This is a genomic window from Methylomonas rosea (genome assembly GCF_024505055.1).
GTDB lineage: Bacteria > Pseudomonadota > Gammaproteobacteria > Methylococcales > Methylomonadaceae > Methylomonas > Methylomonas rosea.
In genome coordinates this window covers 15,912-29,108 of sequence record NZ_JANIBL010000021.1, presented here as the reverse complement: position 1 = coordinate 29,108, position 13,197 = coordinate 15,912, and the positions used below count along the sequence as shown (strand labels likewise).

Sequence of the window (13,197 nt, the reverse complement as noted above, 5' to 3'; positions counted from 1 at the left end):
CTGCTTAACCACTCATTAGTCCTTACTGACAAATGTCGTCAATTCTCATAGCAACCAGCAATTGTTGCGCTCGGGGTTTAGCTGGCATGGCTTTGTATCGCCTTGTCCATGTTGACATCCCCTTTTCTTGAGTTTTTCGTAATTGCGCTGCCCATTCAGGATTTGTTGGCGATGTTAACGTTGGTTAAAGCCACAGAATAAACAGCTCGCGTTTGGTGTAGGAATTGATAGGTATTTGATGACAGTTGCATGAATGATGGCAGGCACATTTGGAATGTTTTTAGGTGGAAAACGGCTAGAGTATTTGGGCAAAAATGCAAGGGATTAATTTTAATTATTCACAAAAAACTACTTGACACTGCCAGCGGCCAAAGAACGTCTGGCTGGAGGCTCCAATGCCAGCATATTGTTATGTAAGTTATTGATTTTAAATTATATAAACTCTTGTCTAAAATTGAGTCAATCTAAGCAAAGGCCCCAAAAATTAGGCATTTAGAGCGAGGAAAAACTTTTTATCCACAATGTTATCCACAGCTTTTGTGGATAACACCATAACTTAGTTGCCTGTCAGACAGTTAGCTCCAAAAGCTATATTCCCGTTCAGGTTTTTGTCTTATTTCCGACACAGTCGCAGTTTGAGTTGGCCTGGATCGTGTAGGCGGTTGTAAGGGCATCGCTACAGGGATGGAAGTATACGATTACAGTTTTAAATGTATTACATACGTTTAACCTCAATCGTGTTGCTGTTGCTCGTTCTTGCTCGAATTTAAGTACTACCGCTGCGGTAGATTTTAATTAACTATGTTAAATAACTTTCATAAGCAGGGCATATCCCGCATTACTAAGGCCGTCCAGCTTCGGCAATATTGATCAATTTACCGCTAAATGCCCTAAATACCGGTATCGCACTGCTCTGGCATGAATCTTGGTTGTTCGCCCGTTTGTCGACACCAAAACCGCATACCCTAACCATGAGCAATGCTCTCCACATCTCCCGCCTGATTGAGACTTACGACGAGGAATTGCGCCGGGTCATGTTTAGACGCTGTGGCTGTCTGGATACCGCCGCCGACATCGTGCAGGAAACTTACCAGCGTATGTTTGCCGGCAATTTGTGGCAACAGGCCGATAACCCGCGCGCCTTGCTGCATCGCATTGCCGCCAATCTGGCTACCGATTACGAACGCCGCCGGAATACTCGTAATCAGTACTTAGAAAACGACGATGCTGTTGACGCATCCTTGCTGGTAAGCGACGGCATCGATCCTGAGCAAATCAATCTGGCGCGCGAGCGTTTGGACCGTTTGGTTGCGGCGGTCGATAGCCTGCCCGCCAAATGCCGGACGGTTTTCGTGCTGCGCAAGTTCGAGGAGCTCAGTCATGCGGAAATCGCCCAACGTTTGGGCATATCCCGCAATATGGTGGAAAAACATTTGCGCAATGCTTTAGCCGCCTTGCAAGAACTCGACGATCTTTAGCCGATTCACTCCTGTTTTCACCGGGTTATGCGTCCTATAATGGCAAGCCACCAACCCTGAATTGCTCCCGATGACAATCTTTAGCCTTTATCGCTCATCTGGCGGGACGCGTTGCTCTATGTCGGCTCTAAACGGATATAGGCAATGAAAGTCTCCGCCGAGATTAAAGCCGCAGCCCGCGACTGGTGGATCAGGCTGGATAGCGGCAAACTTAGCGCGACTGAACAGGCCGAGTTTAGCCGCTGGTTGGCCGCTGATCCCTTGCATCGTCAGGCTTATGAGCAGTTGCGCGAATTATGGGGAGTGCTGGATTCTGTAGCGCCAAGAATAGAGATTCCAGCCATACGCAAACCCAAACCAGTCTTTCGGTCATGGCAGTGGGCGCTGCCTGCATTGGTGGGCGGCTGTCTGGCCCTGTGGTTGTTTAATCCTTTGTGGACAATATTGCGCGCCGATTTTCATACCGGTTTCGGCGAGCGGCGTGACGTACATCTTAGCGATGGCTCGACGGTGCATTTGAACAGCAATAGCGCATTGGATGTAAATATCGACGGCGCACAGCGGCAATTAACCTTGCTGCAAGGTGAGGCCTGGTTTGAAGTCAGCCCGGACACAGCCAGGCCGTTTCGGGTAAATACCGAGCATGGCAGTGTCACCGCTCTAGGTACGGCCTTTAACGTGCGGCTGCGTGACGGGCAGACCGAAGTCAGCGTTACTCAACATAGCGTGGCGGTAGACCTGGAACAAGCCGACGGCAAAGCACTGCATACCGTAGTCGTCGAGGGCCAGCAAATCAGCTACAGCGCCGAATCCGGGCTGGGCAATTTGCAAAACATCGATAGCCAGACCGTTACCGCCTGGCAGCGCGGCAAACTGGTCTTCGAGAATCGGCCCTTGGGCGAAGTGGTTGCCGAGTTGAACCGCTATCATCGCGGTTTTTTGCTTATCAACGATGCCGAACTTGCCCAACGCCGCGTCAATGGTGTGTTTCGTACCGACCAAGCCCTGTCGGTGCTGGCGGCCTTGGAAACCTCTCTGCAATTGCGTTCCACCCGGTTTGGCGAATATCTAATCGTGCTGCACCGCTAAGCGACGAGTTGATAGATAGGTCCGTTACGTGCGGTATCGGCGGCGTTTAACGCCTCCGGCAAATTGCCGTTTTGACCCGCTTGAAAGTTGTCGTCAGTTCATCGCTCAAATTATCCGCCGAGCAATCGGCCGAAAAATAAATTTCAAACACAGTGAACCTGGCGACTGCTTGGCGGAATTCACCTCCGAATGCAGTTCACTTTGAGCGATGCCCCTAAGTTGCCTCAAGGCGCGGCCGCATTCGCAATAGGCATTTGGTCAATGCCGACGCAACAGCAAATGTTCTTGTGGAACAAAAACCGCAGCTAACCGGAGGCTTGCCGCTGGTTAGTTGCACCTTATTGATCTTATCGACAGAGGATGGAAGTATGAGATTAAACATTGCAAAAACAGTAATTGCCGCCGTATTGTTGATCGGTGCGACGCAAGCTGACGCCAGTGTTGTTAATGACGCTGCCGGTGATTATCTGGCAACTTATTTCGGCAGTAAGACCGGCGATCTGGATGTGATCAGCGCGTCGGTCACTTACAACCCGGCCAGCGACATTTTTCATTTCGAAAGCACATTTGCCGGTAACGTTGGCGGCTCGCCGTCCGGCTTCTACATTTGGGGCTTTGATCGCGGTGCCGGTACCGGGCGGTTTACGGCGAATGGTTTACCGAATGTGCTGTTTGATTCGGTAGTGCGTTTTAATATAGACGGGAGCGGCGCGGTGAATCTATTGGCGCCTACCTCTGGCAGTACCGTTTTGGCTGCCGGTACCGCCACGATTCAGGGTAAGCAACTGATTGCCGATATTGCTGGTAGTCTGTTGCCGTCTAACGGTTTCGCCAAGACCGACTACACCTGGAATCTCTGGCCGCGCGATGGTACTCTGGCTGGCGGTTTTGGGCAAATTTCCGATTTTGCCCCTAACCTCAACAATCAGGCTGTTCAAGTCGTACCGCTTCCCGGCGCATTCTGGTTATTTGGATCGATGTTTGCGCTGTTTAGGCTTACCAAACGGCAAACACCGGCCTTACTCGCTGTAGTGGATTAAAGGTTTGCAAACCCGTTCCTGTCTTTTAGGTGCGGGTTTGCGGACTCTGGCTGGCCAATTGTTTCGACCGGGTTTGGTCGCGCAACTGCGCCAGCCAACACTCGCCTCACTGCCCATCCTTATTCAACATCGGACGGGGCTGTCAGATAATTAACCTCCACTTCTGTCATCCCGCGCATGCCGATTTGCTTGGCCGCGCCTTGCGATAGATCGATCAATCGATTCGGACTGAACGGACCTCTGTCATTAATCAGCACATCCACATAGCGGCCATTGCGCAAATTGGTGACGCGGACTTTCGACGGTATCGGCAAGGTTCTATGCGCCGCCGAAAAGCCCTGCGGATCGAAACGGCTGCCGTCGGCGGTGCGATTGCCCGATTCCGCGCCATACCAGGAAGCCAGGCCGGTTTCCCGATAACCATTCGCCGATGCCAGCGGGTAATAAGTGACGCCTTTAACAGTGTAAGGCCTGTTGTAAGCAGCGTTGCTTTGATATGTAGGCAGTTGGGCCGGCATGCGAGCTCGCGGCGGCTCCGATGCGCAGCCCGCCAGCAGGCCGAGTAAAACCAGCAAAAGGCCTGGATTGCCAAGCATCTGGACTAGTTGGTTTCGCGGCATTCGATAGCTCCACAGTGCGAACTTTATATAGCGCCGCAGCGCAGACAATATCTAATCATAATTTGAAGTTCTCGTTAAAATCCGTTCGCTTTGCCAGCACCTTTACAGGCTTCAGGCTATTAACCCGGCCCCTAAATATCGTCGCTCCCGCGCAGGCGGGAGTCCAGCGGCTATCCTAGATTCCCGCCTTCGCGGGAATGACGAGTCCAGGGAATATAAGGGCCGGGTTAATAACAGACCGCAACCGACGCGCGTCCATCCCGTCAAAATCGGCCAGCCCGGACAGGTTTAGTTATAATGCCGGCATCAGGAAATAGACAACTAAGGCCGGGATAGCGATTTCTTTGTTTGCCGACGCGGCAAACTGCACTTGAGGGGAAGATACATGGCGGGTGAATTACATAAAATCTTGATTGTCGGCGGCGGCGCGGCGGGGCTGGAGTTGGCCACGGAACTGGGGCACAAACTGGGCAAAGCCGGCAAGGCGGAAGTGACCTTACTGGATGCCGCTTCAACCCATATCTGGAAGCCCTTGCTGCACGAAGTGGCGTCAGGCACCTTGGCCGAGGCCGAGGAAATCGAATACCTAGCTCAGGCGCACAGCAACCACTTCCGTTTCCTGTTCGGCAAAATGGAAGGTTTGGATCGGGTAGGCAAGGAAATCATCGTCAGCGCGATTACCAATAAAAAAGGCGAAGAGATCATCCCGCAACGCCGCTTCAAATACGATACCTTGGTAATGGCGGTCGGCAGTGTCAGCAATACCTTTGGTATCAAGGGCGTTGATAAATACTGCCGCTTCATTGATACCACCAAGGAAGCCTTCCGCTTTCAAAAACAACTGGTCGAGACCTATTACATTCAATCCTACGCCAATCAAAGCCGCCAACGCGACAAGCCGTTGTCGATTGTCATCATTGGCGCCGGCGCCACTGGTGTGGAACTGTCCGCCGAGCTGCACGAAGTGACCAAATTGCTGGCCACCTATGGCCTGGAAGGCTCGATAGACGTCAACATCACCATCATCGAAGCCGCCACCCAATTGCTGCCGGCCCTGCCGCCGCGCCTGTCGCAAGCTACCCAGGAGCAATTGATCAAGCTGGGCATCCAGTTAAAACTGGGCCGTAAAGTTACGGAAGTGACTGAAACCGAAGTCCACACCTACGACGGCGAAGTCTTCGATGCGGATTTAAAAGTCTGGGCTGCCGGCATCAAGGCGCCGGACTGGATGAAAAATCTGGACGGTTTGGAATCCAATCACATCAATCAATTGGTGGTCGATCAGACCTTGCAAACCAGCGACCCCAACATTTTTGCCATCGGCGACTGCGCCGCCTGCGAATGGGTCGGCCACGGCGGTAACGTGCCGCCGCGAGCCCAGTCCGCCCACCAGATGGCTTCCACGGTGGCCAAAACCATCGTCAACCGCCTGAAAGGCAAACCGGCGGCGAAATTTGTTTATCGCGACTACGGTTCGCTGGTGTCGCTGGGTAAATTCAGCACGGTCGGCAGCTTGATGGGCAGTTTGATGGGCACGGTCAGTGTCGGTGGCTTGATTGCCTATGGCGTGTATTTGTCCTTGTACAAAATGCACCAAGTCGCCATCCACGGCTACTTCCGCACCGCCATGTTGACCTTATCCAACGTGTTCCGGCGCAGTACCCACGCCAAAATGAAAATGCACTAACCCACAACTCCACCGAGCGATAGACATGTTAGAAATTGAATACGAATTCCGCGAAGAAGACCTGGTCCACTTTAATGAGGAAAGGCTGAAAAAAGACCCGGAAATGCAGAAAAAAATCCGCCAAAACCGCATCTTCGCGCCCGGCGTGATGATGGCCATCGGCTTGTTTTATTACGTGTATTACGTGGATATGACCACCACCGCCTACATCACCATCCTGGCGCTGGCCTGGTCGTTCGCCTCGCCGTTTATCATGAAAATGGATTTGCGCCGGCAGTTTTTCGATAAATACACTGAAGCGGAAAAAAAAGCCCTGTTCGGTATCCACTGGCTGAGCATCGAGCCGGAATTCCTGCAAGAACGCGCCCCCGGCGGCAAAAGCAAAACCCCCTGGAAAGACATGTTGCGGGTGGAAAAACATAAAGATTATGTTTACATCTATGTGGACATCGATGCGGCGATCGTGATTCCGCGAGCGACGGTCAAGAAGGGGGATTTGAAGGCGTTTGCTAAGCAGGCTGAGGGGATGATTGAGAGGGCGGGGTGAGCGCTCTGGCAGTTTTTGCTGACGTTTCGTATACCTTACAAACTTGGGCGATATACGGAAGCTATTTGATTAATTGTTACAGATCAAGAAACAGTAATGACATATTTACGAATTTTGGTCGCGAGATTCTAGACGTGAACACGAAATCTATTTTCTACTCATGCTGTACTTGGCTCTCATTTCAGATAAATCAGAGCTATTACGGAAAGCTACATTACATATGGTGCGCTCCATATTTTGACCCGCAATCACGGTTAAATCCGTACAATTCCGTTCCCCCGACTTCAAGTCCGCGCGAAATTTATTGGAATCTGCATAAAGAGGTACAGGCAGGCGACCGGCATTCCGCAAAGATTATTCAAAATCGGGCGGGGCTCCAGCGGGGTGCAGATATAAAGCTCAGAATTGGCGCTATAACGTCCGATCAACATCGAGAAATCCTAGAAATCGTCGCAGCTGCAGAACCGCGAGATTTCAGACCTATTTTGTATGTTATTCCTGGATCGCCAGTCGCAGGCATGCTTAGATCTGTAGCAGTACAAGACAAGGCGCATGTAATGTCTGAGGAGTTCATAATCGAAACCCTCCCTCGCCACTTATTTGACGCAGTTGAACTGTAGATTGAGGTTTCAACATGGATATCCTTGCAATAGTTGAGAGTAGGCCAAGAAGAATCGCGAGAGAGGCTTTGTATTACTGCCTAAGGGCACTTAAGCAAGCCGGGCTGCCCAGCGAATCAAAAAAAGATTATTTTCATGACAGTGAGTCGAGCATGCCAACAGAAGAAGGTGTGGCATTGGCGAATGAAATATTGTCTTTCATTGCTTTCGAGGAAGGAGTCGATCTTGATCATATTGAGGATCATAGAATCCATGTTTACCTAACTGAGATTGCAAAAGCCAGTGACTTCGCAGCCTCTTCAGTCGAGGGTTTCAACGTGGAGACGGGTCAAGAGTTACTCAAGAGAATGCGGGGGGAGATTTAGCCCGTAGGTACGATTAGGGAACCGTAATCGTACGCAAGATTGACCTCTTTCTCCCGATCACGCTTCGCTAATCGGGGCTACGATACGAGCCATATAGGGTGCGCACGGTTTTTGTGCCCACGCGGTTCATAGGCTTTCGTGTTTTGGGTCGCTAAGGCGACGGCTGGTTTTAATGTCGGTTCGCGGACCGACAACCGCGATACTTTCTTTTGCTTGGCCAAAAGAAAGCCATGTAGGGTGGGCACGGTTTTTGTGCCCACGCAGTCAATAGGCCTTCGCGTTTGGTGTCGCTAACGCGACTGTTGGTTTTAATGTCGGGTTTCGGCCCGACAGCCGAGATACTTTCTTTTGCATCGCCAAAAGAAAGTATCCAAAGAAAAAGCGACCCGGATGCTGCTTATTCCCTGCGCTCCTCGCTTTTGAACGGGGTTGCCGAAAGGGGCTTCCTGCCCCTTCGCCAACGCGATGCATCCATGCATCGCCCCTGCGGGCTATTCCGTTCAAAAGCTCCGGTGCTCGGCGCAGCATACGGGAACAAAACCATCCCGATTTCACGATAGCCCGTAGGTACGATTAGCGAGTAGCCTCGATGGAATCGAGGTTTCGGAGGCCAACTCCGTTTAATTGTCGATGTTAGTTTGATGATCGGTAGCCGATGCCCTCGATTCCGCTTGCGCTGCATCGAGGCTACGATACTCCTACTTCCGGTGACGGATTGAACCTTTACTATTAATAGGCTGCCTTCAAACCCCATGTATTGTCCTGCCCACTTTAAAGAAGACAACCCCGCCGCACTGGTCGGCCTTATCGAGCGGTTTCCGTTGGCAACGCTGATTTGCCATGGCGCTGATGGCCTGAGTGCCGACCATATCCCGCTGATGTATGAAGCTAGTCCCGACAGCCTTGGCAAGTTTATCGGCCACGTCGCTAAAAGCAATCCGCTGTGGCAAATTGAATCTGAACAAGAGTTGTTAGTTGTCTTCCAAGGCCCCTCGACTTACATTTCGCCCAACTGGTACGCCAGCAAACCCGAAACAGGCAAGGTGGTGCCTACCTGGAACTACGCGGTTGTCCATGCTCACTGTACGCTCACCGCCACCCACGACCCCGCGCAAGTGCTGCAAATCATCACCGAACTAACCGATAAGCACGAGGCCTCGCAGACGCACCCCTGGCGGGTTACGGATGCGCCCGCTGAATTCACCGAAAAGCTGCTGGGCAACATCGTCGGGATTAACCTGCAGATTAAACGTTGGCAAGGCAAGTGGAAGGTCAGCCAAAACCAGCCACACCAGAATCAGCAATCGGTCATCCAGGGCTTGCGCTCAGAGGCCTCGGATGCGCAAAATCAAATGGCGCTGCTGGTGCAGTCGCATGGCACCGAGTGATTAGCGGCGTGTCCTACATTTTGTGGGTAGTGATCGCCAACTCGGCTTGTTGGTAATGCCGGTAACGCTGCCGGCCCGCCTGCTTACACTCTTCGCTGTTATCCAATATTTCCAGAATGCGTTCGGTCGGGGCCGTGGTCGGTGGGTAAAGACTTGAGAGATTGACGACGATTTTTTGCCAGCCGTCCGGGATGTGTTCGCTGCCGATCAGGATGGTGCCGGTAAAGGCCGGGGTTTCGCCGCGATAGATTTGGTGGGGAATGAAACTGCCGGCCCGAAACGTCCATAAGGCTTTGTCGATTTGCTCGGCTTGTTCCGCCGAATCGGTCATGACATAAGGAAAGTGGCCGCTACGGTAGATTTTCTCGATCAACTTGCAGGCGAAGTCCTGGCGTTGCTGCTGGTCGTGCGTCGCCAGCACGTAGAAGCTGACTTCGGGGAGGGCTGGCGAATGACTGGGTTCGGTCATGTCGTTTTAAGTCGGAAAGAAGGGGGCTTTCGCCCTTGATCATGGATCGCCGCGAAAGCCCCTCTTGCGCCCGGCGTTAAGCCGAGGCGCGGTTTAACAGATACTGGCTGACTAAGGGCACCGGCCGGCCGGTTGCGCCCTTGTTGGCGCCGGTGCGCCAGGCGGTGCCGGCGATGTCGATATGCGCCCAACGGTATTCTTCGGCAAATTTTGATAAAAATACCGCCGCGGTAATGCTGCCTCCGTCCGGGCCGCCGATGTTGGCCAGGTCGGCGAAGTTGGATTTTAATTGCTCCTGATATTCTTCCCAGACCGGCATGCGCCAAACCAGATCGCAGGCGGTGTCGCCGGCGCTAAGTAGGTCGTTGCAAAGTTTGTCGTCATTACCGAACAAGCCGCTCGGCACCCGGCCCAAGGCGACGATGACTGCGCCGGTCAGCGTTGCCATGTCGATCACGACATCCGGATTGTATTTTTTGGCGTAGGTGAGCGTGTCGCACAAAATCAAACGGCCTTCGGCATCGGTGTTCAAGATTTCGATGGTTTTGCCGGACATGCTGGTCCAGATGTCGCCGGGTTTGTTGGCTGCGCCATCCGGCAGGTTTTCCGAGGCCGGAATCAAGCCGACGATGTTCAGCTTCAGATTCAACGTTGTCGCCATGCGCATCAAACCTAACACGCTGGCCCCGCCGCACATATCGTATTTCATTTCGTCCATGCCCAAGCCGGGCTTCAAGGAAATGCCGCCGGCGTCGAAAGTCAGGCCTTTGCCGATCAAGACGATAGGTTTGGCGTTGCTGTCGCCGCCTTGGTAATCCAGGCAAATCAATTTGGCTGGCTGGCGACTGCCGCGCGATACGGACAGGAAGGAACCCATGCCCAGCGCTTCCATGTCACTTTCTTCCAAAATCTCGCAATTCAGTTTGTCGTGCTCTCCGGCCAGAGCCAGGGCTTGTTCGGCCAGATGCGTGGGCGTGCAGATATTGCCGGGCAGATCCGCCAAGTGTTTGGCCAACTCCATGCCTTTAGCGATAGCGATGCCTTGTTGCAGACCGGTTTCGGCAAGAGCTTTTTGGCTGTCATCGGCGACAACGGCTAAGCGTTGCAGCGGATTTTTGTCGTCGACTTTTTTGGTGGCGCTGTATTGGTACAAGCCGTCGTTAAATACCTCGACGACTTGCCGGGCTTTCCATTGGCTGTCCGCGCCGTTGACGTCTATGTCCAGCAGCGCGCAGCTGGCGGCGCTGACTTTGCTGTCCTTGACGGTTTTGATCGCAGCAGCCAGGGCTTTACGGTATTGCTTGCGCGTGACCTTGCCGCGCTCGCCAAACCCGAGCAACACGATACGGGCGATATTGCCGTCGGGCAGATTGTTAATCAGCAGGGTTTCGGCATTTTTGCCTTTGATGTCGCCGCGGCCGATGAGTTTAGTCAGCAAGCCGCCAAACAGGCTGTCCAGCTGAGTTGCCGCCGGGCTGAGTTGTTGATTTTCGTAGATTCCGACCAGCAGACAGTCGCTTTGCAGTTTGTCTAAGGGTGAGCTTTCTATAGAATAGTCCATGAGAATAGTCTGTATGTGTCTGGGATTGAGGGTTTGCGCCGGGTGCAGCGGTCTGTGGTTCGATTATACCTTAGAAATTAGGAGTGAGTTGTTGAGCATTGAGCGAGGATTACCCAGCGCGGGCCGGCCTTTCCGGCTGTTTACGGTGCTGGATAAAATGATAATCAAGGAGCTGTTTCAGACGGTCACAGCCGTATTGGTGGTGTTGGTGGTGATCATCGTCAGCCGCAAATTTATCAAAGTGTTGGCGCAAGCTATCGAGGGCAATATCGCCAACGATACCGTAATGACCTTATTGGGTTTGAAAATCGTCGTCGCCACTACCACCTTCTTGCCGGCCGCGCTGTTCATGGCGGTGTTAATGGTGTTGGGCCGCATGTACCGCGAGCAGGAGATGGCGGCGATTTCGTCGGCCGGCGGCAGCGTGTTTACCATTTACCGGGCGATATTCATGCTGGTGGTACCGTTAAGTCTGGCGGGCATGGCGCTATCGATGCTGGCTTCGCCCTGGGCGGAGGCCAAAACCGAGCAGTTGATGCATCAGGATAAACAAAATGCCGATATTCGCGGCATCGCTGCCGGCCGCTTCAGCGAGTACAGCGACGGCGAGTTGATTTTTTACACCGAAAACGTCGATGACGAAGGCCGCATGCATAAGGTGTTTGTGCAAAACAAACAAGGCGACAAAGCCGGTGTGGTGAATGCCGAATATGGCTGGCTGAAAAATCTGCCCGGCGGCTTGTATCTGGTGTTGGAAAATGGCGAGCGGATTCAAGGCGTACCGGGTAACAAGGGTTTCACCATCGAGACGTTTAAAGAATATGCGGTGTTGATCGAAAAAAAGGTCACCATTTTGAATTTGGGCCGCGAGGCGACTACTACCGAAAATTTGTGGCTGTCACCGGAATTGCGGGATGTCGCCGAGTTGCAAGATCGTTTCAGCACGCCGTTAGGGGTCATTTTATTGGCTTTTCTGGCTGTGCCCTTAGCCAAGCTATCGCCGCGCGGCGGTATATACGGCAGTATGCTGGTGGCTTTTGGGATTTATTTCGTTTACGGCAATTTGCAACGGGTCAATCACAGTTGGGTGATCAGCGGGGCGTTACCGTCCTGGCTGGGATATTTCTGGGTGGATGCTTTATTACTGGTATTGGGTTTATTGATGTTGATGCGCTTGTACGGCTGGCAATGGTTGTCGCAAAGTCTTAAGGAGAAGCTGGCATGATCAACGTACTGACCATTTATATCGTCAAGGAAGTCGTCAAGGGCTCCTTGATTGCGGTGATATTGTTATTGACGCTGTTCAATCTGTTCAGCTTCAGCGATGAGTTAAAAGATTTGGGGCAAGGCGGTTACGGCTTGAAACAGATTTTGTGGTTTTTGACATTAACTTCGCCACGGGTGTTTTACGAGTTGGTGCCGTCGGCGGCTTTGCTGGGTAGCTTGTTCGTGGTGGGCTCGATGGCGAATAATCGCGAGATTGTCGCGATGCGCGGCGCCGGTTTATCAGTCGCCTGGATCATCAGAACGATTATGCTGGCGGGCTTGCTGTTGGTGAGCGTTGCGGTGCTGGTGGGCGAATTCGTGGCGCCGTCGTGCGAGCGCGCCGCGCAAGTGCTGAAAACTACGGCGCTGCATGACGGCGTGGTGATGCGCTCCCAGTACGGGATGTGGCTGAGAGAGGGCAACAGCTTTATCAACGTGCGGAAAATTCTCGATGACGGCTCGCTGGCCGACGTGCGGATTTACGATGTCGATGAGGCGCATAAACTCAACCGCATCACGCAAGCCGAGCATGCGCAGTTTTTAGGCGATAAACAATGGCGTCTGGAAAGCGTCAAACAATCCGAAATCAATCGCCAGCAAATATTTGCCGGCACCCAAGCCGAACAGGCGTGGAAATCCAGCATAGACTCGGATTTGTTGAAAGTGGCAGTAGTCAAATCCGACAACTTGTCGCTTTACGATTTGTTCATGTACATCGACTTCCTGAAACAGAATAATCAAAAATCGCAAATTTACGAGTTGGCATTCTGGAGCCGTTTGATCAACCCGTTTGTGACCTTTGTGATGTTGATGGTGTCAGCGCCGTTCGTAATCGGTATTGGTCGCGGCACCAGTACCGGTGCGCGTATCATGATGGGCATCGTGATTGGGATGACCTTTAACATCTTCGACCGGATTGCCGGCCATGTCGGTTTGGTTTACGACATGAATCCGATGCTGATGGCGATGCTGCCGAGTGCCTTAGTATTTTTTGGCGCGGTGATCGCGGTTAGGCGGGTTAGCTAGGTGGTATTAGATGCCCCCTCCACGGAACGAAAAACGATTGC

The 13,197-nt window shown here is 52.6% G+C and carries 12 protein-coding genes; 9 read left to right on the top strand and 3 right to left on the bottom strand.

Annotated elements, in window-relative coordinates; all coding sequences use genetic code 11:
• Positions 1-971 precede the first annotated feature (971 nt).
• The 3 genes from NP589_RS08640 to NP589_RS08630 all read left to right on the top strand — a co-directional run bounded on the left by NP589_RS08640 (position 972) and on the right by NP589_RS08630 (position 3,607).
• Entirely contained in the window at positions 972-1,478 is a 507-nt protein-coding gene (locus NP589_RS08640) for an RNA polymerase sigma factor (protein ID WP_256606620.1), read from the top strand.
• Between the two features lie 144 nt (positions 1,479-1,622).
• A complete protein-coding gene (locus NP589_RS08635; RefSeq protein WP_256606619.1) occupies positions 1,623-2,567 on the top strand; it encodes a FecR family protein in 945 nt (314 codons plus the stop codon).
• 368 nt (positions 2,568-2,935) lie between these two features.
• The gene (locus NP589_RS08630; RefSeq protein WP_256606618.1) at positions 2,936-3,607 is read left to right on the top strand and encodes a hypothetical protein; all 672 of its coding nucleotides are present in this window, start codon (positions 2,936-2,938) and stop codon (positions 3,605-3,607) included.
• 119 nt (positions 3,608-3,726) lie between these two features.
• Here NP589_RS08630 and NP589_RS08625 read toward each other — a convergent pair whose 3' ends face one another.
• Entirely contained in the window at positions 3,727-4,227 is a 501-nt protein-coding gene (locus NP589_RS08625; RefSeq protein ID WP_256606617.1) for a septal ring lytic transglycosylase RlpA family protein, read from the bottom strand.
• 385 nt (positions 4,228-4,612) lie between these two features.
• Here NP589_RS08625 and NP589_RS08620 point away from each other — a divergent pair, with 385 nt between their 5' ends.
• The 4 genes from NP589_RS08620 to NP589_RS08605 all read left to right on the top strand — a co-directional run bounded on the left by NP589_RS08620 (position 4,613) and on the right by NP589_RS08605 (position 8,834).
• Positions 4,613-5,914, top strand: coding sequence for an NAD(P)/FAD-dependent oxidoreductase (locus tag NP589_RS08620; RefSeq protein WP_256606616.1), 1,302 nt, complete (start codon positions 4,613-4,615; stop codon positions 5,912-5,914).
• 25 nt (positions 5,915-5,939) lie between these two features.
• On the top strand, positions 5,940-6,461 hold the full coding sequence (locus NP589_RS08615; RefSeq protein ID WP_256606615.1) for a YcxB family protein: 522 nt from the start codon (positions 5,940-5,942) through the stop codon (positions 6,459-6,461).
• 634 nt (positions 6,462-7,095) lie between these two features.
• Positions 7,096-7,446, top strand: a complete 351-nt coding sequence (locus NP589_RS08610) for a hypothetical protein (RefSeq protein WP_256606614.1) — start codon at positions 7,096-7,098, stop codon at positions 7,444-7,446.
• 752 nt (positions 7,447-8,198) lie between these two features.
• Positions 8,199-8,834: an FMN-binding negative transcriptional regulator gene (locus tag NP589_RS08605; protein WP_256606613.1), complete on the top strand. Its 636-nt coding sequence runs from the start codon at positions 8,199-8,201 to the stop codon at positions 8,832-8,834.
• A gap of 13 nt (positions 8,835-8,847) precedes the next feature.
• Here NP589_RS08605 and NP589_RS08600 read toward each other — a convergent pair whose 3' ends face one another.
• Positions 8,848-9,303 (bottom strand): DNA polymerase III subunit chi, encoded by a 456-nt coding sequence (locus NP589_RS08600; RefSeq protein ID WP_256606612.1) that lies wholly within the window; start codon positions 9,301-9,303, stop codon positions 8,848-8,850.
• Between the two features lie 76 nt (positions 9,304-9,379).
• Positions 9,380-10,864 carry a leucyl aminopeptidase gene (locus NP589_RS08595; protein WP_256606611.1) on the bottom strand — a complete coding sequence of 495 codons (1,485 nt, stop codon included), beginning with the start codon at positions 10,862-10,864 and terminating at the stop codon, positions 9,380-9,382.
• A gap of 91 nt (positions 10,865-10,955) precedes the next feature.
• Between NP589_RS08595 and lptF the strand changes: the two genes are divergently transcribed.
• Both lptF and lptG read left to right on the top strand, forming a co-directional pair.
• Positions 10,956-12,089: an LPS export ABC transporter permease LptF gene (gene lptF, locus NP589_RS08590; protein ID WP_256606610.1), complete on the top strand. Its 1,134-nt coding sequence runs from the start codon at positions 10,956-10,958 to the stop codon at positions 12,087-12,089.
• Positions 12,086-13,156, top strand: a complete 1,071-nt coding sequence (gene lptG / locus NP589_RS08585) for an LPS export ABC transporter permease LptG (protein WP_305890967.1) — start codon at positions 12,086-12,088, stop codon at positions 13,154-13,156. Before lptF ends, lptG begins: the two co-directional genes overlap by 4 nt.
• Positions 13,157-13,197 lie beyond the last annotated feature (41 nt).

Excerpts from the sequence above, each read along its gene's own strand:
- NP589_RS08640 (WP_256606620.1), top strand. The coding sequence starts at position 972 with ATGAGCAATGCTCTCCACATCTCCCGCCTGATTGAGACTTACGACGAG.
- NP589_RS08635 (WP_256606619.1), top strand. The coding sequence starts at position 1,623 with ATGAAAGTCTCCGCCGAGATTAAAGCCGCAGCCCGCGACTGGTGGATC.
- NP589_RS08630 (WP_256606618.1), top strand. The coding sequence starts at position 2,936 with ATGAGATTAAACATTGCAAAAACAGTAATTGCCGCCGTATTGTTGATC.
- NP589_RS08625 (WP_256606617.1), bottom strand. The coding sequence starts at position 4,227 with ATGCCGCGAAACCAACTAGTCCAGATGCTTGGCAATCCAGGCCTTTTG.
- NP589_RS08620 (WP_256606616.1), top strand. The coding sequence starts at position 4,613 with ATGGCGGGTGAATTACATAAAATCTTGATTGTCGGCGGCGGCGCGGCG.
- NP589_RS08615 (WP_256606615.1), top strand. The coding sequence starts at position 5,940 with ATGTTAGAAATTGAATACGAATTCCGCGAAGAAGACCTGGTCCACTTT.
- NP589_RS08610 (WP_256606614.1), top strand. The coding sequence starts at position 7,096 with ATGGATATCCTTGCAATAGTTGAGAGTAGGCCAAGAAGAATCGCGAGA.
- NP589_RS08605 (WP_256606613.1), top strand. The coding sequence starts at position 8,199 with ATGTATTGTCCTGCCCACTTTAAAGAAGACAACCCCGCCGCACTGGTC.
- NP589_RS08600 (WP_256606612.1), bottom strand. The coding sequence starts at position 9,303 with ATGACCGAACCCAGTCATTCGCCAGCCCTCCCCGAAGTCAGCTTCTAC.
- NP589_RS08595 (WP_256606611.1), bottom strand. The coding sequence starts at position 10,864 with ATGGACTATTCTATAGAAAGCTCACCCTTAGACAAACTGCAAAGCGAC.
- lptG (WP_305890967.1), top strand. The coding sequence starts at position 12,086 with ATGATCAACGTACTGACCATTTATATCGTCAAGGAAGTCGTCAAGGGC.